This window comes from Pseudomonas allii, assembly GCF_055380095.1.
Genome location: NZ_AP039450.1, coordinates 5,944,372 through 5,963,499, shown reverse-complemented (window position 1 = coordinate 5,963,499; position 19,128 = coordinate 5,944,372). Strand labels below are relative to the sequence as shown.

At 60.7% G+C, this 19,128-nt stretch carries 18 protein-coding genes; 5 read left to right on the top strand and 13 right to left on the bottom strand.

Annotation, left to right across the window (positions count from 1 at the left end; genetic code table 11):
* Positions 1-4: 4 nt before the first annotated feature.
* On the bottom strand, positions 5-574 hold the full coding sequence (gene plsY / locus ACZ445_RS27430) for a glycerol-3-phosphate 1-O-acyltransferase PlsY (RefSeq protein WP_058424757.1): 570 nt from the start codon (positions 572-574) through the stop codon (positions 5-7).
* 74 nt (positions 575-648) lie between these two features.
* On the opposite strand from plsY, the gene folB reads away from it, so the two are divergent.
* Together folB and folK are read left to right on the top strand one after the other, a co-directional pair.
* Positions 649-1,002 carry a dihydroneopterin aldolase gene (gene folB / locus ACZ445_RS27425; protein WP_310862823.1) on the top strand — a complete coding sequence of 118 codons (354 nt, stop codon included), beginning with the start codon at positions 649-651 and terminating at the stop codon, positions 1,000-1,002.
* Complete coding sequence (gene folK, locus ACZ445_RS27420; protein WP_310862822.1) at positions 993-1,511, top strand: 2-amino-4-hydroxy-6-hydroxymethyldihydropteridine diphosphokinase; 519 nt, start codon at positions 993-995, stop codon at positions 1,509-1,511. The genes folB and folK overlap by 10 nt, the downstream gene beginning before the upstream one ends.
* Here folK and ACZ445_RS27415 read toward each other — a convergent pair.
* The 11 genes from ACZ445_RS27415 to ACZ445_RS27365 form a co-directional block, all read right to left on the bottom strand.
* Positions 1,504-2,736, bottom strand: coding sequence for a multifunctional CCA addition/repair protein (locus ACZ445_RS27415; protein WP_464707780.1), 1,233 nt, complete (start codon positions 2,734-2,736; stop codon positions 1,504-1,506). The two genes, folK and ACZ445_RS27415, sit on opposite strands and share 8 nt — an antisense overlap.
* Before the next feature lie 63 nt (positions 2,737-2,799).
* Positions 2,800-4,365: a SpoVR family protein gene (locus tag ACZ445_RS27410; RefSeq protein WP_058424761.1), complete on the bottom strand. Its 1,566-nt coding sequence runs from the start codon at positions 4,363-4,365 to the stop codon at positions 2,800-2,802.
* Positions 4,362-5,633, bottom strand: coding sequence for a YeaH/YhbH family protein (locus tag ACZ445_RS27405; protein WP_003194735.1), 1,272 nt, complete (start codon positions 5,631-5,633; stop codon positions 4,362-4,364). The genes ACZ445_RS27410 and ACZ445_RS27405 overlap by 4 nt, the downstream gene beginning before the upstream one ends.
* A 113-nt stretch (positions 5,634-5,746) precedes the next feature.
* Positions 5,747-7,669, bottom strand: a complete 1,923-nt coding sequence (locus ACZ445_RS27400; protein ID WP_058424763.1) for a PrkA family serine protein kinase — start codon at positions 7,667-7,669, stop codon at positions 5,747-5,749.
* A gap of 285 nt (positions 7,670-7,954) precedes the next feature.
* Positions 7,955-8,284, bottom strand: a complete 330-nt coding sequence (glpE, locus tag ACZ445_RS27395) for a thiosulfate sulfurtransferase GlpE (protein ID WP_248484954.1) — start codon at positions 8,282-8,284, stop codon at positions 7,955-7,957.
* Between the two features lie 9 nt (positions 8,285-8,293).
* A complete protein-coding gene (locus ACZ445_RS27390; protein ID WP_464704524.1) occupies positions 8,294-9,145 on the bottom strand; it encodes a symmetrical bis(5'-nucleosyl)-tetraphosphatase in 852 nt (283 codons plus the stop codon).
* Complete coding sequence (gene apaG, locus ACZ445_RS27385; RefSeq protein ID WP_010206973.1) at positions 9,145-9,525, bottom strand: Co2+/Mg2+ efflux protein ApaG; 381 nt, start codon at positions 9,523-9,525, stop codon at positions 9,145-9,147. The genes ACZ445_RS27390 and apaG overlap by 1 nt, the downstream gene beginning before the upstream one ends.
* Positions 9,526-9,625: 100 nt before the next feature.
* Entirely contained in the window at positions 9,626-10,438 is an 813-nt protein-coding gene (gene rsmA, locus ACZ445_RS27380) for a 16S rRNA (adenine(1518)-N(6)/adenine(1519)-N(6))-dimethyltransferase RsmA (protein ID WP_179029730.1), read from the bottom strand.
* A complete protein-coding gene (pdxA, locus tag ACZ445_RS27375; RefSeq protein WP_179040864.1) occupies positions 10,435-11,424 on the bottom strand; it encodes a 4-hydroxythreonine-4-phosphate dehydrogenase PdxA in 990 nt (329 codons plus the stop codon). The genes rsmA and pdxA overlap by 4 nt, the downstream gene beginning before the upstream one ends.
* On the bottom strand, positions 11,421-12,761 hold the full coding sequence (locus ACZ445_RS27370) for a peptidylprolyl isomerase (RefSeq protein ID WP_310862818.1): 1,341 nt from the start codon (positions 12,759-12,761) through the stop codon (positions 11,421-11,423). Before ACZ445_RS27370 ends, pdxA begins: the two co-directional genes overlap by 4 nt.
* Positions 12,736-15,549 (bottom strand): LPS-assembly protein LptD, encoded by a 2,814-nt coding sequence (locus ACZ445_RS27365; RefSeq protein WP_058424769.1) that lies wholly within the window; start codon positions 15,547-15,549, stop codon positions 12,736-12,738. The genes ACZ445_RS27370 and ACZ445_RS27365 overlap by 26 nt, the downstream gene beginning before the upstream one ends.
* A 130-nt stretch (positions 15,550-15,679) precedes the next feature.
* On the opposite strand from ACZ445_RS27365, the gene ACZ445_RS27360 reads away from it, so the two are divergent.
* Genes ACZ445_RS27360 through ACZ445_RS27350 form a run of 3 tightly spaced genes read left to right on the top strand, consistent with a single transcriptional unit; the run spans position 15,680 to position 18,145 of the window.
* Positions 15,680-16,705: an aminoglycoside phosphotransferase family protein gene (locus tag ACZ445_RS27360; RefSeq protein WP_058424770.1), complete on the top strand. Its 1,026-nt coding sequence runs from the start codon at positions 15,680-15,682 to the stop codon at positions 16,703-16,705.
* Positions 16,702-17,376 carry an N-acetylmuramate alpha-1-phosphate uridylyltransferase MurU gene (gene murU, locus ACZ445_RS27355; RefSeq protein ID WP_058424771.1) on the top strand — a complete coding sequence of 225 codons (675 nt, stop codon included), beginning with the start codon at positions 16,702-16,704 and terminating at the stop codon, positions 17,374-17,376. Before ACZ445_RS27360 ends, murU begins: the two co-directional genes overlap by 4 nt.
* Position 17,377: 1 nt before the next feature.
* Positions 17,378-18,145, top strand: a complete 768-nt coding sequence (locus tag ACZ445_RS27350; RefSeq protein WP_464707779.1) for a TerB family tellurite resistance protein — start codon at positions 17,378-17,380, stop codon at positions 18,143-18,145.
* A gap of 3 nt (positions 18,146-18,148) precedes the next feature.
* Here ACZ445_RS27350 and ACZ445_RS27345 read toward each other — a convergent pair whose 3' ends face one another.
* Entirely contained in the window at positions 18,149-19,123 is a 975-nt protein-coding gene (locus tag ACZ445_RS27345) for an alpha/beta hydrolase family protein (RefSeq protein ID WP_464707778.1), read from the bottom strand.
* Positions 19,124-19,128: the final 5 nt, after the last annotated feature.

Below are 19,128 nucleotides of genomic sequence, written 5' to 3'. Positions count from 1 at the left end.
GTATTTAAAAATGCCGTTCGCGCCCGGCAAACAGGTCGCGTAAATTGCCCCGGTGGCGCCAGACGATCAGCAGTGTCAGTACGCTCATCGGCAGCAGCGCCGCCGGTTCTTGCCAGGCCAGTAGCGGCAGGGTGAGCGGGGTGGCGATCAGCGCGGCGAGTGAGCTGGTGCGGGTCAGGTAGAACGTCAGCAGCCAGGCGAGTACAGCCAGCAACGCTGCCGGTGGGTAAATCCCCAGCAACATGCCGGCTGCGGTAGCGACGCCTTTGCCGCCGCGAAAGCGGAAGTACAGGGGAAACAGATGGCCGAGGACGGCACACACGCCGACCCAGGCCTGCTGTTGCAGGGGCAGGCCGGCGAGGCTGGCGATCAGCACGGGCAACAAGCCCTTGCACAGGTCGCCCAGCAGCGTCAGCACGGCGAGCTTCTTGCCGGCCAGGCGCAACATATTGGTGGCGCCGGCATTGCCTGAGCCACTCATTCGCGGATCGGGGTTTCCCGTCAGGCGGCTGAGCAAAATGGCGAAGGACAGCGAGCCGAGCAGGTAGGCGAAAATCGCCAGTGACCAAAACATGCTAACTATTCCGGGCGAGGACGCCCTGATTCTAACGGGGCATCGCGCCCTTGTCGTGCTGCGGAGAAGAGTGCTTGGACAGAGTGTTTATCGAAGGCCTGGAAGTCGACACCGTCATCGGGGCCTACGACTGGGAGCGCGGAATCCGCCAATGCCTGCGCCTGGACCTGAGCTTTGCCTGGGATAACCGCCCGGCTGCGGCCGGGGACGACCTCACCCTGGCGCTGGATTACGCCAGTGTATCCACGCGCATCCAGGCCTTTGCCGAGCAATCCCAGTACCAGTTGGTGGAAACCTTCGCCGAGCGCCTGGCCGAAGTGCTGATGAGTGAATTCCATATTCCCTGGCTGCACCTCAAGCTGACCAAGCCTGGCGCTGTGCCGGCTGCCAAGGGCGTGGGCGTGGAGATCGAGCGCGGATGTCGCTAACTCAGGTTTACCTTGGCCTCGGCAGCAATATCGAGCGTGAGTCTCACCTGTGCGCCGGCTTGGATGCGCTGGCGAGTTTCTTGATCGATATGCGCTGCTCCGCGGTGTTCGAAAGCCAGCCCGTGGGCATCAAGAGTGGGCCGTTCTTCAATCTGGTGGTGTCGGCGTATACCGATCTGCCGCTGATGGAACTGGATCGCCGGTTGAAATTCATCGAGGCCGACAACGGTCGCTATGCGCCGGACCGCAAAGGGCTGCCGTTGGATATCGACGTGTTGTTGTTTGGCGACCTGGTAGGCAACTTTGACGGTTTGATCCTGCCAAGGGCCGAGATCCTGAAAAACGCTTTTGTGTTGTGGCCGCTGTCGTTGATGGCGCCGGAGCGCGTGCATCCCGAGGTGGGCAAGACGCTGGCCGAATTGTGGCGCGATGCGCAGATCGACCAGGTGCTGGCGCCTGTTGCTTTCGAATGGCAGGGCCAGCCACTGACACCAAACGCTCCTACATGAAGGCGTGTTGTTCCTTGTAGATTTTGAGTGCCTTGAGCCTTTCGCGCTTGAGCGCCTCCCCCAGCTCCGGGCCTTTGAAACCTTTCTCCAGCAAGGGGGCCACCGCGACGTCGCGGGCTGCTTTTGCCGCCCCGCGTAGATAATCCGCCTGTGGATAACTTCTGTGCTCCAGGCCCTTGCGACCGCGGGCGTCCATCTCGCAGGCGACCACGAACTCTTCAAAGCGCTGCGGCCGACGGTACACGTCGAAACTTTGCAGCAACTCCAGCAAGGTCGAGGCCTTCAGATCGAGCGCCCGATGGCCATGGGTGTGATATTGGCCCACCAGCAGTGCCAATTCCTGGCAATCCCTCGGCACCTTGAAGCGTTCGTTGACCGTCTTGATCAGCGTCAAGCCCCGGTGTTCGTGGGCGATGTGCTGCGGCAACTTATCCACAGGCGTCGTACCCTTGCCCAGGTCGTGGAGCAGGCAGGCCCAGCGCACAGTCAGTGGCTGTTGATGCAAAGCGGCTTGTTCTAGCACGCTGAGGGTGTGCACGCCGGTGTCGATTTCCGGGTGATGGGCTTCAGGTTGTGGCACGCCGAACAGTGCATCGACCTCAGGCATCAAGGTTTTCAGCGCCTGGCAGTCACGCAGCACCTGGATAAATACCTGCGGTTGATCTTCCATCAGCGCCCGGGAGATTTCTTTCCAGCTGCGCTCCGGCGTCAGGGCTTCCAATTCGCCGGACTCGCTGAGTTGACGCATCAGCTCCAGCGTTTGTGGCGCGACGGTAAAACCCAGGGGCGCATACCGTGCAGCAAATCGCGCCACGCGCAGTACGCGTAGGGGATCTTCGGCGAACGCCGGGGAAACGTGGCGCAAAGTACGGGCTTCAAGGTCGCGCTGGCCGTGATAGGGGTCGGTCAAGTTACCGTCATCATCTTCGGCCATGGCGTTGATGGTCAGGTCGCGACGGATCAGGTCTTCCTCCAGCGTCACTTCTGGGCTGGCGTGAAACACAAAGCCGCCGTAACCCCGGCCACTCTTGCGTTCGGTGCGGGCGAGGGCGTATTCATCGCCGTTTTTCGGGTCCAGGAACACCGGGAAGTCAGCGCCGACAGGTTTGAAACCCTTGGCCAGCATCTCTTCGGCAGTCGCGCCCACCACGACGCGGTCAATATCGGTGACGGGGATGCCCAAGAGGCGATCCCGTACCGCACCGCCGACTTTATAGATTTTCATGAAAAAGCCTCCATTAGCGGCACAGGATACCGCCTGCGCCTGACCAATGGAGGCTTTGCTGTTTCAGAGATGAACGACAGCCAGGTCCAATCGGCCGTAGTCGTTGTCGTTGTGATCGCTGCGCGGTGGCACATGGTGGGTCTTCATCACCTGATCGCCTTGCAGGGTTTCCAGGTGGATATCAAAGCCCCATAGCCGATGCAGGTGCTTGAGTACTTCCTCGGTGGATTCCCCCAAAGGCTTGCGGTCGTGCTGCTGGTGCCGCAGGGTCAGCGAGCGGTCGCCGCGCACGTCGATACTGTAGATCTGCACGTTGGGCTCGCGGTTGCCCAGGTTGTACTGCGCTGCCAGGGTTTCACGGATGGTGCGATAGCCAGGCTCGTCGTGGATGGCCGGCACCACCAGGTCATCCTTGAGGTCGTCGTCGAGGATACTGAACAGCTTGAGGTCGCGGATTACCTGAGGCGACAGGTACTGCAGGATAAAGCTCTCGTCCTTGAAGCTGCTCATGGCGAACTTGATGGTGGACAGCCAGTCGCTGCCGGCGATTTCCGGGAACCAGCGGCGGTCTTCTTCGGTGGGGTGCTCGCACATGCGGCGGATATCGCGGTACATGGCAAAGCCCAGCGCATAGGGGTTGATGCCGTTGTAGTAAGGGCTGTCGAAGCCAGGTTGGAAGACCACGCTGGTATGGGAGGTGAGGAATTCCATCATGAAGCCGTCGGTCACCAGGCCTTCGTCGTACAGGTCGTTCATCAGGGTGTAGTGCCAGAACGTGGCCCAACCTTCGTTCATCACCTGGGTCTGGCGCTGTGGATAAAAGTATTGGGCGATCTTGCGCACGATCCGCACGATTTCCCGTTGCCAGGGCTCCAGCAACGGCGCGTGTTTTTCCAGGAAATACAGGATGTTTTCCTGAGGTTCGGCGGGGAAGCGAGCATTGTCCTTGTCGCTGTTTTTTCCTGTCTTTTTAGGAATGGTGCGCCACAGGTCATTGATCTGTTTCTGCAGGTGTTCTTCGCGCTCTTTCTGGCGCAGGCGTTCTTCCTCGGCGGAAATCGGGTAGGGGCGTTTGTAGCGATCAACGCCGTAGTTCATCAGCGCGTGGCAGGAGTCGAGCAGGTCCTCTACCGCATCGATGCCGTGGCGTTCCTCGCACTGCATGATGTACTGCTTGGCAAACACCAGGTAATCGATGATCGAACTGGCGTCGGTCCAGGTGCGGAACAGGTAGTTGCCCTTGAAGAAGCTGTTATGCCCGTAACAGGCATGGGCCACCACCAGCGCCTGCATGCAGATGGTGTTTTCTTCCATCAGGTAGGCGATGCACGGGTCGGAGTTGATCACGATCTCGTAGGCCAGGCCCATTTGGCCGCGAGTGTAGGACTTTTCGGTGCTGAGGAAGTGCTTGCCGTAGGACCAATGGTGATAGCCCAGCGGCATGCCCACCGAGGCGTAGGCATCCATCATCTGCTCGGCGGTGATCACTTCGATCTGGTTGGGGTAGGTATCCAGGGCATAACCCGCCGCGATGCGGCTGATTTCCCGGTCATAGGCCTGGATCAATTCAAAGGTCCACTCAGACCCCGTGGAGATGGGTTGGCGCTTATGCTCTTTTTTGGCGGTCATGTCACTAACCTGCGCTGGAAGAGTTCACGGAAGACCGGGTAGATATCGCCGGCCGAGACCAGTTGCTGCTGGGCGAACGTGTCGGCAAAGGCTTCGCCGATGCGCTCGTATTCGAACCACAGGGCCTGGTGCTCACGGGGGGTGATTTCAACGTAAGTGTAGTACTGCACGAACGGCATGATCTGGTTGATCAAAATGTCGCGGCAGATGGGCGAGTCGTCGTTCCAGTTATCGCCGTCCGAGGCTTGCGCAGCGTAGATGTTCCATTCATTGGCTGGGTAGCGCTCGGCCATGATCTCCTGCATCAGCTTCAATGCACTGGAGACGATGGTGCCGCCGGTTTCCCGCGAATAAAAGAACTCCTCTTCGTCCACTTCCCGGGCGCTGGTGTGATGGCGGATGAACACGACGTCGATCTTGTCGTAGTTCCGCTTGAGGAACAGGTACAGCAGGATGAAGAAGCGCTTGGCAATGTCCTTGGTGGCCTGGGTCATGGAGCCGGACACGTCCATCAGGCAGAACATCACGGCCTTGGAGCTGGGGTTGGGTTGCTTTACCAGCAGGTTGTACTTCAGGTCGAAGGTGTCGAGAAATGGCACACGGTGAATACGCGCGCTGAGTTTCTCGATTTCTGCCTCGATTTCCTGGATATCGCCGAAGTTGTCCGGTTCTTCACGCTTCAAACGCGCCAACTCTTCCTTGGCCTGCTTCAGTTTGGCGCGGCTGCTGCCCGACAAGGCGATACGCCGGGCATGGGCCGAGCGCAGGGTACGGATGATGTTGATGCGCGAGGGGTTGCCCTCGTTGCTGATCCCGGCACGTACGGTCTTGAAAGTATCGGTGCCGGTCAGGTTGCGCTTGACCAGGTTAGGCAGTTCCAGGTCCTCGAACATGAATTCGAGGAACTCTTCCTGGGTGATCTGGAACACGAACTCGTCCATGCCTTCGCCGGAGTTGCCGGCCTTGCCAGGGCCTTTGCCGCCGCCACCGCCTTGGGGGCGTTGGATATGTTCGCCGGTGGTGAACTCCTTGTTGCCGGGGTGCACGACGGTCTGCTTGCCGCCCCGGCCGTGGTGCAGCACCGGTTCATCAATGTCCCGTCCGGGAATGCTGATTTGTTCGCCATGCTCCATGTCCGTGATGGAGCGGCGGCTGACGGCCTCTTCGACGGCCTTTTTGATGTGGTCACGGTAACGCCGCAGGAAACGCTGGCGGTTTACCGTGCTCTTGTTCTTGCCATTGAGGCGTCGGTCGATCACATAGCTCATGGGGAGCCCTCCGGGCAGCTTCACGTTACAAGCTTCAAGCCGCGAGCTGGAAGCTTAGAGACAAGCGGTCGGCTGCCAGGCCAGAAGCCCGGCAGCGCACGCCTGTCGCTGCCTTACTGCGATTTGCGCACCCGCAGGTACCACTCGGAGAGCAGTCGTACCTGTTTGTCGGTGTAGCCGCGCTCGACCATTCGTGTGACGAAGTCGTTGTGTTTTTGCTGGTCCTCTTTGCTGGCCTTGGCGTTGAAGCTGATGACCGGCAGCAGGTCCTCGGTGTTGGAGAACATTTTCTTCTCGATGACCACCCGCAGTTTCTCGTAGCTGAGCCAGGTCGGGTTCTTGCCGTTGTTGTTGGCGCGGGCGCGCAGTACGAAGTTGACGATCTCGTTGCGGAAATCCTTCGGATTGCTGATGCCGGCGGGTTTTTCGATCTTTTCCAGTTCCTCGTTGAGGGCCACGCGGTTGAGGATCTCGCCGGTTTCCGGGTCGCGGTATTCCTGGTCCTGGATCCAGAAGTCGGCGTACAGCACATAGCGGTCGAAGATGTTCTGGCCGTACTCGCTGTAGGACTCCAGGTACGCAGTCTGGATTTCCTTGCCGATGAACTCGATGTAGCGCGGCGCCAGGTATTCCTTGAGAAAACGCAGGTAACGTTCGCGGGTTTCCGCCTGGAATTGCTCCTGTTCGATCTGCTGTTCCAGCACATAAAGCAAGTGCACCGGGTTGGCGGCAATTTCGTGGGGGTCGAAGTTGAAGACCTTGGACAGGATCTTGAACGCAAAACGCGTCGAGAGCCCGTTCATGCCCTCATCCACACCGGCCGTGTCGCGGTATTCCTGGATCGACTTGGCCTTGGGGTCGGTGTCCTTGAGGTTTTCGCCGTCGTACACGCGCATCTTCGAGTAGATGTTCGAGTTTTCCGGCTCCTTGAGGCGCGACAGCACTGTGAACTGGGCAAGCATCTTCAGGGTGTCAGGTGCGCAATGCGCCTTGGCCAGGGAGCTGTTGAACAACAGCTTGTCGTAGATCTTGATTTCATCGCTGACCCGCAGGCAGTACGGCACCTTGACGATATAGATCCGGTCGATGAAGGCTTCGTTGTTCTTGTTGTTGCGGAAGGTGTGCCACTCCGATTCGTTGGAGTGGGCCAGCAGGATCCCGGTAAACGGAATCGCACCGAGGCCTTCAGTACTGTTGTAGTTACCTTCCTGGGTGGCGGTAAGCAGTGGGTGCAGCACCTTGATGGGGGCCTTGAACATCTCCACGAACTCCATCAGGCCCTGGTTGGCCCGGCACAGTGCGCCCGAGTAGCTGTAGGCGTCGGCGTCGTTCTGCGGGTATTCCTCGAGCTTGCGGATATCGACCTTGCCCACCAGCGCCGAGATGTCCTGGTTGTTCTCATCGCCCGGTTCGGTCTTGGCCACGCCGATCTGGTTGAGGATGGACGGGTAGAGCTTGACCACGCGGAACTGGCTGATGTCACCGCCGAACTCCGCCAGGCGCTTGGTGGCCCAGGGCGACATGATGGTGTTGAGGTAGCGGCGTGGGATGCCGAAGTCCTCTTCGAGGATCGCGCCATCTTCCGTGGCGTTGAACAGGCCCAGGGGCGACTCGAACACCGGGGAACCCTTGATGGCGTAGAAGGGCACCTTCTCGATCAGTTGTTTGAGCTTTTCGGCCAGGGACGATTTACCACCACCGACGGGGCCGAGCAGGTAGAGGATCTGTTTCTTCTCTTCCAGGCCTTGGGCAGCATGGCGGAAGTAGGAGACGATCTGGTCGATGCATTCTTCCATGCCATGGAAGTCTTCAAAGGCCGGGTAGCGACGGATCACCTTGTTGGAGAATATTCGCGACAGCCGCGAATTGTTCGAGGTGTCTATCAACTGCGGCTCGCCTATCGCCAGCAGCAGACGTTCGGCGGCAGACGCATAGGTGCTGCGATCCTGTTTGCACAGCTCGAGATACTCTTGCAGCGTGAGTTCTTCCTGCTGTGTGGATTCGAAGCGGTTTTTGAAGTGGCTAAAAATACTCATGACGTCGTCACCTCGCTCGATACGTGGAGCCGACGCCGGATCAATCAGTCGATGCTGGCAGACATTGACAGACGCCAATGGCTGTTTTCCCCCCAGAACACCCTGAAACGCTACCGATGACCCGCACGCCGGTGTACCGGCTCTCCCCTGATTCGGATGGCCTGCGCTTAAGGATAGTTCGTAATCTGAGAGGTCAAGGCGCGATGCGCAATTAGTTTGGCTGCGCCGTTCGTCAGAAACGGCGCGAGCCCAAGCGTCACGCGGGGTAGCGGGGTGTGAAAAAAATTATTGCGAATCGCCTGAGGAAATTTCTGCAGGATAGGTCGTACGCCACAGCTCAAAGCCGCCGTCCAGGCTGTAGACGTCGGAGAAGCCTTGGCTGATCAGGTAGGCCGCCGCGCTCTGGCTGGAATTACCGTGGTAGCAGGCCACGATCACCGGTGCGTCGAGGTCGGCGGCACGGATGAAGTCGGCGATGTTGACGTTGTCCAGGTGCTTGGCACCGGTGATGTGCGCGGCGTTGTAGGTCGGCTGGTCGCGGATATCGACCACCACGGCACCTTGCTCGCGCAGGGCCTGGGCTTGCTCGGGAGGGATACGTTTGAATTCGCTCATGGATGGCTCCTAGGGCCTGGCGGCAGCCGGCAGTGTAACGGGCATGGGGGATTCGCACTGGCAGCTATAACGCTCGCCGGTGTCGATGTTCATCAGGGTCATGGCGCCGCCCCACACGCAACCGGTGTCGAGGGCGAATACGCCAGGCTCATTGCACTTGCCTTCAAGTGCAGCCCAGTGACCGAAAATGATCTTGGTGTCACGGGTCTTGCGTTCTTTGTGGGCGAACCAAGGCTTATAGCCGGGAAGCGCGGTGTCGGCGCCTTCCTTGCTCTTGAGGTCCAGCTTGCCCTCGGCGGTGCAGAAGCGCATGCGCGTGAAGTAGTTGGTGATGACCCGCAGGCGCGTGACGCCGGTCAGGTCGTTGTCCCACTTGACCGGCTCGTTGCCGTACATGCCGTCGAGGTAGGCGGTGTACAGGTTGTCATCGGCCAGGGCGCTCTCGACTTCGGCGGCGCACTTGAGGGCTTTTTTCAACGACCATTGGGGCGGGATGCCTGCATGGACCATGGCCACGTTACGGCCTTCGTCGTAATGCATGATTTTCTGGCGGCGCAGCCAGTCGAGCAATTCGGCGCGATCAGGCGCTTCGAGGATTTCCCGCAAGGTATCGCCCTTTTTCAGGCGCTCGATGTTGTTACCGGCCGCCAGCAGGTGCAGGTCGTGGTTGCCCAGTACGCACACCAGGGAATCGCGCAGGCTATATAAGTAGCGCAGCGTCTCCAGGGACTGCGGGCCGCGGTTGACCAGGTCGCCGACCAACCACAGGCGGTCACTGGCCGGATCGAAGGCTATACGCTCAAGCAGGCACTTGAGCGGCTCCAGGCAACCTTGCAGGTCGCCGACCGCATACGTCGTCATCAGTGCAGGGCTCCCGGCACGGCAAGACGGAACGGCGCGATGATGGCGTCGAACAGTTGGCCGTCGGTGGCCTTCATTTGATACGAGCCTTGCATGGTGCCGACCTTGGAGGTCATCACCGTGCCGCTGCTGTAGGTGTGGCTGGCGCCGCTGTCGATCAGCGGCTGCTGGCCGACCACGCCTGCGCCGCGCACTTCTTCGACCTGGCCGTCACCGTCGGTGATCACCCAGTGGCGTGACAGCAACTTGGCCGGTACCAGCCCATTGTTTTTCACCGTGATGGTGTAGGCAAAGGCGAAGCGGTTCTGCTCAGGTTGGGATTGGTCCGCCAGGAAGCGGGTGACGACGCTGACGTCGATCTGGTAGCGAGGATCGGACATGCAAGAGGCCTTAAAAGCGGAGGACAGCAGATGCGGGTCAGTCTAGGCCAAGAGGTGGGCACTAGGCCAGACATGCTGTCTGGCCTATCCCTGGGAGGCTCTATTCCGCTGCGGGCGCAGGCTGGACAGCCAACTGGTCGGCCAGGCGCACGAACGCGGCCAGGTCCAGTTGCTCGGGACGCAGGCTGCCATCGACGCCGGCAGCTTCGATCTCGGCATTGCTCAGCAAGGCCTTGAGCGTGTTGCGCAGGGTCTTGCGGCGCTGGTTGAACGCTTCGCGTACGACGCGCTCCAGCAGGCGGTGGTCTTTGGCCGGGTGTGGCAGTACGGCGTGGGGCACCAGGCGCACGATTGCCGAGTCGACCTTCGGCGGCGGGTTGAAAGCACCTGGGCCAACGTTGAACAGGTGTTCGACGCGGCAGTGATACTGAACCATGATCGACAGACGGCCCCAATCACCACCGCCAGGGCCTGCCGCCAGGCGTTCGACCACTTCCTTTTGCAGCATGAAGTGCATGTCGCGGATGATCCCGGCGTTGTTCAGCAGGTGGAAAATCAACGGGGTGGAGATGTTGTACGGCAGGTTACCCACCACGCGCAGACTGTTGGGCGCGGCGTTGAGGGTGTTGAAGTCGAACTTCAGCGCATCACCCTGATGCAGGTTGAAGTTGGGCTTGCCGGCGAACTGCTGGTTGAGGATCGGGATCAGGTCCTTGTCCAGCTCCACCACATCCAGTTGGCCACCGCTGGCCAGCAGGCCTTGGGTCAGCGCGCCCTGGCCCGGGCCGATTTCCAGCAGACGGTCTTCGGGCTTGGCATGGATGGAGCGCAGGATGCGATCGATCACGCCAGCGTCGTGCAGGAAGTTTTGCCCGAAGCGCTTGCGCGCCCGGTGTTGGTAATGCTCAGTCATATACGGGTCTCGGCCATCTGATAGGCGGTTTCCAGGGCCACGTGCAGGCTGCCGGTATCGATCTTGCCGCTGCCCGCCAGGTCCAGGGCGGTGCCATGGTCGACGGAGGTACGGATGATCGGCAGGCCCAGTGTCACGTTGACTGCGGCGCCGAAGCCTTTGTATTTAAGCACCGGCAGCCCCTGGTCGTGGTACATCGCCAGCACTGCGTCGCAGTGCTCCAGATATTTGGGGGTAAACAGAGTGTCTGCAGGCAGTGGGCCGCTCAGGTCCATGCCTTCTTGGCGCAGACGCTCCAGGGTGGGTTCGATGATGTCGATTTCTTCGTGGCCCAAGTGGCCGCCTTCACCGGCGTGGGGGTTGAGCCCACAGACCAGGATGCGCGGCTGGGCAATGCCGAATTTCTGTTGCAGGTCGGCGTGCAGGATGCGCGTCACGCGCTCCAGTCGATCGACGGTGATGGCATCGGCAATGTCGCGCAACGGCAGGTGCGTGGTCACCAGGGCGACCCGCAGGCCATGCGTGGCCAGCATCATCACCACTTGCTCGGTGTGGGTCAGTTCGGCAAGGAATTCGGTATGGCCGGAAAAAGCGATGCCGGATTCGTTGATCACACCCTTGTGCACCGGGGCGGTGATCATGCCGGCGAAGTCGCCGTCGATGCAGCCTTGCCCGGCGCGGGTCAGGGTTTCGAGTACGAACGCGGCATTGGCCGTGTCCAGCTGCCCGGCAATCACCTTGGCCTGCAGTGGGGTGTTCCACACATACAGGCTGCCGGCGGGGGCGGGCAGATCGGGCCAGTTGCCCGGCGCCACGTCCAGCAAAGTGACAGCCACACCCAGCTGCGCGGCCCGCTCAAGGAGCAGGTCACGGCTGGTAATGGCGATCAGGGGATGTGGCTGGGGTTGCGAGGCGAGCAGCAGGCAAAGGTCAGGGCCAATGCCGGCCGGCTCGCCGGGTGTCACCGCAAAACGCTGGGGTTTCACTGCGCTGCCTGGTCGGTGCCTGTTTGACTGGCGCCTGGCAGTTTGTTTTCCACGTAGGCTTCGTCGCGGATCTGACGCAACCAGGTTTGCAGTTCTTCGTCGTATTTGCGGTTACGCAGTACGTTCAGCGCTTGTTGCTCGCGGGCTTGAGTGGTGTTGTCGGTGGCGCGACGGCCAAGGACTTCCAGTACATGCCAGCCATATTGAGTCTTGAACGGTTTGGACAGCACGCCCTGCGGGGTGTCGGCCATCACCTGCTGGAACTCCGGCACCAGGGCTTTCGGGTCGATCCAGTTCAGGTCGCCACCGTTGAGGGCAGAACCCGGGTCTTCCGAGAAGCTTTTTGCCAGGGTGGCGAAGTCTTCACCGCTTTCGATGCGGTCGTAGATCTTCTGGGCCAGTTCCTTGGTTTGCGCTTCGGTGCGGATTTCGCTTGGTTTGACCAGGATATGACGAACATGCACTTCGTCTTTAAGCGAGGTCTCGCCACCACGACGCTCCAGCAACTTCAGGATGATGAAACCACCTGGGGTGCGGGCTGGTTTGGTGATATCACCCACAGCCATGGCGCTCAGTTCACGGTCGAACGGAGGTGGCAACTGAGCGGCTTTACGCCAGCCCATGTCACCGCCTTCGAGGGCGTTGTCGCTACCGGATTGGGCAATGGCCATCTGGGCGAAATCAGCACCGGCCTTGAGGCGATCATAGATAGCCTGGGTCTTGGCGGCGGCGGCATTGAGCTGCTCGGAGTTGGCGCTGTCCGGTGTCGGGATCAGGATGTTGGCCAGGTGCAGTTCTTCGGAGAGCTGCATCTTGCCAAGGTCCGACGCCAGGAAGTTCTTCACTTCCTGCTCGGACACCTGGACCCGCTCGGCAACACGGCGCTGACGCACACGGCTGATGATCATTTCACGGCGGATCTGGTCACGGGCGTCTTCATACGAAAGACCATCGTGGGCCAGGGCCGCGCGGAATTGATCGATGCTCATGTTGTTGCGCTGGGCAATGGTGCCAACGGCCTGGTTCAGTTCTTCGTCCGAAATACGGATGCCGGAACGATCGCCGATCTGCAGTTGCAGGTTCTCGACGATCAGGCGTTCCAGCACCTGTTGGTCCAGAACACTGGTCGGCGGCACGCCACCGCCACGCTTGGCGATGGTTTGCTGGACTTCCTTGACGCGCTGGTCCAGTTGGCTCTGCATGATCACATCGTTATCGACGATGGCCACGACCTTATCCAGTTGCTGAACTGCAGCGTGCGCCGAAGCGGTACCCAGGAACAGCGCGCCCAGCACAAGCGGGCGCAGACAATCAGAAAGCTTGGTCTTCACGTTCACGATAACCTTCAATGCCTTTGTCGAGGAAGCTCTCTACCTTGGCGCCGGTCAGGCCGCCGAGTCCTTTGAGGACGATCTGGAAGAAGAGCCCGTGGTCACCCTTTTCGTTAAGCGGGGCGATCTGGCTGTATTCGTCGTTGGAAACCCAGTAACGGTTGATGACGCGCAGTTTCCAGCAGCAGTTGTCGTACTCGAAACCACCGAAGGCTTCCAGGGTACGGTTGCGGGCGTAGTCATACTGCCAGCGGGTGATCAGGTTCCATTGTGGAATGATCGGCCACATCATCGAGAAGTCGTGTTGCTGGATCTTGTAGTAATCCTTCACGAAGTTCGGATCACCTGGCTGCCCGTAGTCACCACCGAACTGCCATTTGCCGGTCAGCTGGTTGTAGACGACCTGGTCGTTGCGATAGCGATAACCGACGTTGATGATCTTGTTCGGGTTGTCTTCCGGCTGGTAGTGCAGCATCGCGCTACCGGAACGAGGGCTGTGCTCCTCGGTGTCCCAGTTGTAGTCGGCAGTGGCGCGCCAGTCACGGTTGAAGCGGAACTCGTAGTCCAGGGCGATTGGCGAAACATCGGACTGTGCGTCTGCACGGTCGGCGGCCAGGATACCTGGCAGTTGCACTTCACGATCCTTGAAGTAAACCGCCTGGCCCACGGACACGCGTTGACGCTCGAAGCCATTGTCTTCGATCCAGCGGCTGGTCAAGCCCAGGGACAGTTTGTTCTCGTCGCCGATCCGGTCGGAGCCGCTGAAACGGTTATCGCGGAACAGCGAGGCGTAGCTGAACGAGTACTCGCTGGTGTCGAAGACCGGGATATCAGCCTGGTCCTTGTTCGGTACGTACAGGTAGAACGCACGCGGCTCAAGGGTCTGGCGATAGTCTTTGCCGAACCAGTTGGTATTGCGGTCGAAGTACAGGCCGCTGTCGACGCTGGCGATTGGCACGGCTCGGTCTTGCGAGCTCTTGAATTCGCCGCCCGCATACGTGGAGCCATTTGCGACCGCTGCCGCCTGTTGCGCGATGATCTGGTTCTTGCCGATGCTGTCGAGGTCAAGATCGTACTTGGTGTAGACGTACTTGAGCTTCGGCGTGACAAAACCGTAGGTCCAGTTCATCGGGTATTCGACGGCTGGCGCAACGTTCAAACGTGTGCCGTTGGCGCGGGTCAGGCCGGTGACATAGGTGTCCAGGCGAGGCGACACAAGCCCGTCCTGATCGGTAAACGTGCCTTTTTCAAGGCTGCGTTCAAAGCGAACAGCTTCAGTCTCATAGGTGAAGTTCAGCCCGCCCGGATGGTACGGCAGGGCACCATTGAAGGTGATTTGCGGCAACCGGTCATACGGCGTTATCTGGGAGATCGTCGCCAGCTGGTAGGCCTGGACGTTCAGGCGCGCCTGGTAAGAGTCGCCCCGGTAGGTCACGGAACCCTGTTGGTTGAGAGCATCACGGCTTTCAACGCCTTCCTGGAACGATTTCAGATCTTGGAAGTAGTAAGGATCGCTGATCCGGGTGTAGTCGACCTGGGTCAGTACGCGTGAATCCAGCCCGCCCTTGTGCTGCCAGTTGAGCATGTAGCGGGTTTTTTCGTAATCGGTCTGCTTGCTGCGCTCGTTGTTGTCGTCGTTCAGGTAAGCGCCGCCGAACTGGCCTTCGCTGGATTTGGTGAGGTAGCGGAATTCGCCTTCCATCAACAAGCCGCGCTTGGTCATGTATTGCGGGTACAACGTGGCGTCGTAGTTGGGCGCCAGGTTGAAGTAGTACGGCGTGACCAGGGTGAAGCCGGTTTCGCTGCCGGTGCTGAAGCTCGGCGGCAGGAAGCCGGATTGACGACGGTTGTCGATCGGGAAATAGATGTAGGGGGTGTACAGGATCGGAATGTTCTTGATCCGCAACGTCGCGTTGGTGGCTGTACCGAAACCGGTGGCCGGGTTCAACGTGATGTTGTTGCCCTTGAGCTGCCAAGCGTTGCTGTCCGGCTCGCAGGTGGTGTACGTGCCGTCCTTGAGACGGATGATCGCGTTTTCGGCACGCTTGGCGTACAGCGCGCTGCCGCGGATACGCGACTTGTGCAGCACGTATTCGGCGTTGTCGATCTGCGCCGCACCGGTGTCGAGTTGCACTTCGGCATGGTCGCCCACGATCAGTGCACCGTTGTCGCGCAGACGGACCTTGCCGTTCAGCTCGCCACGGTTCTCGGCCTGGTACAGGCTGGCTTCCTCGGATTCCAGTTGCATGCTGCCCTGGCGCATGACGACGTCACCGGCCAGGGTTGCCACCTGTTGTTCCTGCTCGTAACGAGAAGCCTTGGCACCGATGAAGGTGGGCGCATCGCTCTTGTTCGTCTTGTCGTTCATGCCAGGACGAGTCGGCTCGATGTACGCACCGCCGCAGTAAGGGCCGGTTTCGGCCAACTGTGCTGCGGTCAGCTTGTCGCGGGGCACCCAGTCCAGGTGGCTGTAGTCGGCGCTGCGCGAACGCAGGCCACGGCCCTTGGCTTCGGTGACCAGGGCGGTCTTGGGCTCGGCCTCGGCGTTGCCGCCAGCATCGGCCTGCGCCGTGCTGTTGGCGGAGCTGACGGCTGCGCCGTCATGCACCGGGCGTGGTGGTAGTGGGGCTGCGGCGGTTTTTGGCGCGCAATCCCAGGCACCCGAAGCAGAGACTGAGCAGTCATACTGTTCCGCGGCGACCACGAATGAGGTGGCGAAGGGTTGCAGGGCCAGCAGACTGCCGGTTACCAGCAACGGAAATTTTCTACGAAACGCGGGGGATTTCAATGCCATCTTATTAGTCCGGGCTTCCTGCGTGCCATCTGCCCGCGGTTTGGGCCGCACGCCTCTCGATGGTCTGAAAAAGATGCGTGATAATAAAGCATGCCCCGCTTGACGGCTAGCGCCGTCGGAGACCCTTGTAATGCCCGAGCAAGATCTACGTTTACAACAGCTGGAAGCCTGGCTGGATGAGCAGTTGCCGATCCTTTTCAACACTCAAGGCTGGGGCGCCGTCCCCCCGGCCACATTGACCGCGGCCAGCAGCGACGCGAGTTTCAGGCGCTACTTCCGTTGGGAAGGGGGGGGCCGGACCTTTGTCGTAATGGACGCTCCACCCCCCCAGGAAAACTGCAAACCTTTCGTCGATATCGCTCATTTGCTGGCGAAGTCGGGCATAAATGTTCCAAAAATTTATGCAGAAGATTTGCCGCGAGGCTTTCTTTTGCTCAATGACCTGGGCAGAAAAACCTACCTGGACGTGATTGACGACAAAAATGCCGATCACTTGTTTGCCGATGCCATCGACGCCTTGCTGGCTTTCCAGCAGCTGCCGATGGACGCGTCGCTGCCCAGCTATGACGTCGCCCTGCTGCGCCGCGAGCTGGAATTGTTTCCCGAGTGGTACGTACGCCGGCACCTGGGTATTGAGCTGGATACACAGCAACAGGCGCTTTGGCAGCGCGTCAGTGACCACCTGATCGACAGCGCCCTGGCGCAGCCGAAAGTGCTGGTGCACCGCGACTACATGCCGCGCAACCTGATGATCAGCGAGCCGAACCCCGGCGTGCTGGATTTCCAGGATGCGGTCTACGGGCCGGTCACCTATGACATCACCTGCCTGTTCAAGGACGCGTTCCTCAGCTGGCCCAAGGCCCGCGTGCAAGACTGGCAGCGCGGCTATTGGGAGCGTGCCGCGAAACTGGGCATCCCGGTGCAGACGGATTTCGACGACTTCCTGCGCGCCAGCGACCTGATGGGGGTGCAGCGCCACCTCAAGGTTATCGGCATCTTCGCGCGCATCTGCCATCGCGACGGCAAGCCGCGTTACCTGGCCGATGTGCCGCGCTTCTTTGCCTATATAGAAGCGGTGCTGGCCGAGCGTCCGGAGCTGAGCGAGCTGGGTGAGTTGCTCGCCAGCCTGCGCCAGCCCGCCGAGGCAAGCGTATGAAGGCGATGATCCTGGCGGCCGGCAAAGGCGAGCGGATGCGTCCGCTCACCTTGCATACGCCCAAACCGCTGGTGCAGGCCGGCGGCAAGCGCCTGATCGAATATCACCTGGAGGCACTGGCCAAAGCCGGCTTCACGGATATTGTGATCAACCACGCCTGGCTCGGCCAGCAGATCGAAAGCTACCTGGGGGATGGTGCGCAGTTTGGCGTGCGCATCCGTTATTCCGCCGAGGGGGAGCCGCTGGAAACCGGCGGCGGGATTTTCCAGGCGCTGCCCTTACTGGGGGACGAACCTTTCCTGGTGGTCAACGGCGACATCTGGACCGATTACGACTTCACCCGGCTCAAGCAACCGCTCCAGGGCCTGGCCCATCTCGTGATGGTCGATAACCCGGCCCATCACCCTTCGGGTGGGGATTTCTACCTGGATCAAGGTTTGCTTCATGATGCGGCAGCCGGTGCCGATAACCTGACCTTCAGTGGCATTTCCGTGCTCGACCCCAAGCTGTTCGCGGGGTGCAGCGCGGGTGCCTTCAAGCTGGCGCCGCTGTTGCGGGCAGCCATGGCCAAAGGTCTGGTAACGGGGGAACACATGGCGGGACGCTGGATTGATGTCGGCACGCTGGAGCGCCTGGCGCAGGTTGAAACCCTGCTGACAGCGGGGCAGTAGCATGCTGTGGCCAGGGACGCTGATCGGCGCGGGGGCTGGCTTTGCCATTGCCAGTATTCCGGGGGCCATGTTGGGCGCACTGTTGGGGCAGGCACTGGATCGCCGCCTGCAACTGCACAGTTGGGCGCAATTGCGCGAGCGCCTGGGTGGGCGTCCGGCGTTGCGCAATGATGAATTGTTGTTTGTGTTACTGGGGCGCCTGGCCAAGAGCAATGGGCGCGTGGTGGATGGGCATATCCAGCAGGCGCGCCAGGAGATGCGTTCGCTGGACATGACCGAGTCGGCCCAGCGCCGTGCAATTGCGGCGTTTAATCGCGGCAAGTCCGGCGCTGACCGGGTGCGCAGCTACTTGCGTGTGCTCAAGGCCCAGCCCCATGCCGCCGAAGGTGTCTTGCGCGCGTGCTGGCGTATGGCATGGGCCGATGGCAAGGCGGATGACGCCGAGCGCGACCTGATCGACCTGTGGGGCAAGTGGCTGGGCTGGACGCCGCAACAGCTCCAGGCATTGGCTGCTGACTTCAAGCCTGAGCACAGGCCATTGGTCAGTCGCGGCATCACGTATCAGGAGGCGTTGCGCTTGCTGGGGGTGACGGCCACCACCGAACCAGCGGCGATCAAGCGGGCTTATCGCCGCCTGCTCAGTCGCCATCACCCGGACAAGATTGCCGGCACGGGTGCCAGCCCCGAGCAGGTGCGTGAGGCGACCGAGCGTACCCGTGAACTGCACAACGCCTATACGTTGATTCGCGAGCGCCGGGATTTCCGCTAGGTTTCAGTCGACGCTGGCCTGCGGGCTCAACCATCCGCGAACCCTGCGATACAACTGCTCCTGCCCGGCATCACTGTTGCCGGGCAAGGCTTTCAACGACACTTGCTTGTAACCGTCATTCTTCAAACGCTTGGCCGCCTGGGCGCGGGCCAGTGCGTTTTTGCGTGATTGAGCGCTGTCTTGATAGAAGACATCGGCGGTCGGCACCTTCAGGCCGGGGGCCAGTTGCTGCACGTCCGGATGACGCCCGGTGGGCGTCTGCGCTGCGACCATGACGAACTTCTGCACCTGGGACGGCTGCTTCTCGCTCAAATAACGTGCGGCCCACCAGGCGCCGGTGCCATGGCCGAGCAGCACCACGCTGCGTGCGCTCTGGGTCTGGGCGAAGGCCACGGCGGCGTCGATGCGCGCGAAGATGCGCGAAGCGTCGCTCTTGTCCTGTTCATCGGCCCCAGGCACCACGGCCGGGTCGGTGCCTTCGGCTTCGGCGCTGGCGGCTTGTTCGATAGGTTTGTCGGCGGTACTCGCCTCTTTGCTACTGGTGTCGACGGTGGCCTTGGGCGCTTCCATCACGCGTGGTGGCAGGGTGTCCACGCTCACATCCGGCAGCGACAGGCTGAGGGTGCCCCAATCGGCATCTGGCAATTTGTGCCGCAACGGGCTGATCGCTTGCGGCCAGTCAGCACTTTCGCCGGCGCCCGGTACGATAATCACCACACCTTCGGGTTCGGCGCTGTTGGCCGGTTTCCACAGGGCCAGGAATGAATCGCTGCCGGCCTGCAATTGTTGCTGTTCCTGTTGCGGGATTTTTCGCTCCAGGGCGCTGGCTTCCTCCTGGCTACGCTCGGGTAAAGGCTGGCGCTCGACCGGTTTTTCGGCGGCCGGTGCAGGGGCGTCAGCGGCCTGTACAGAAAAGGCGCTGGTAATAAGTAACGACAGGCACAATGCTGGCAGTGCCGAACGGTGAACAGAGGGCATCGTAA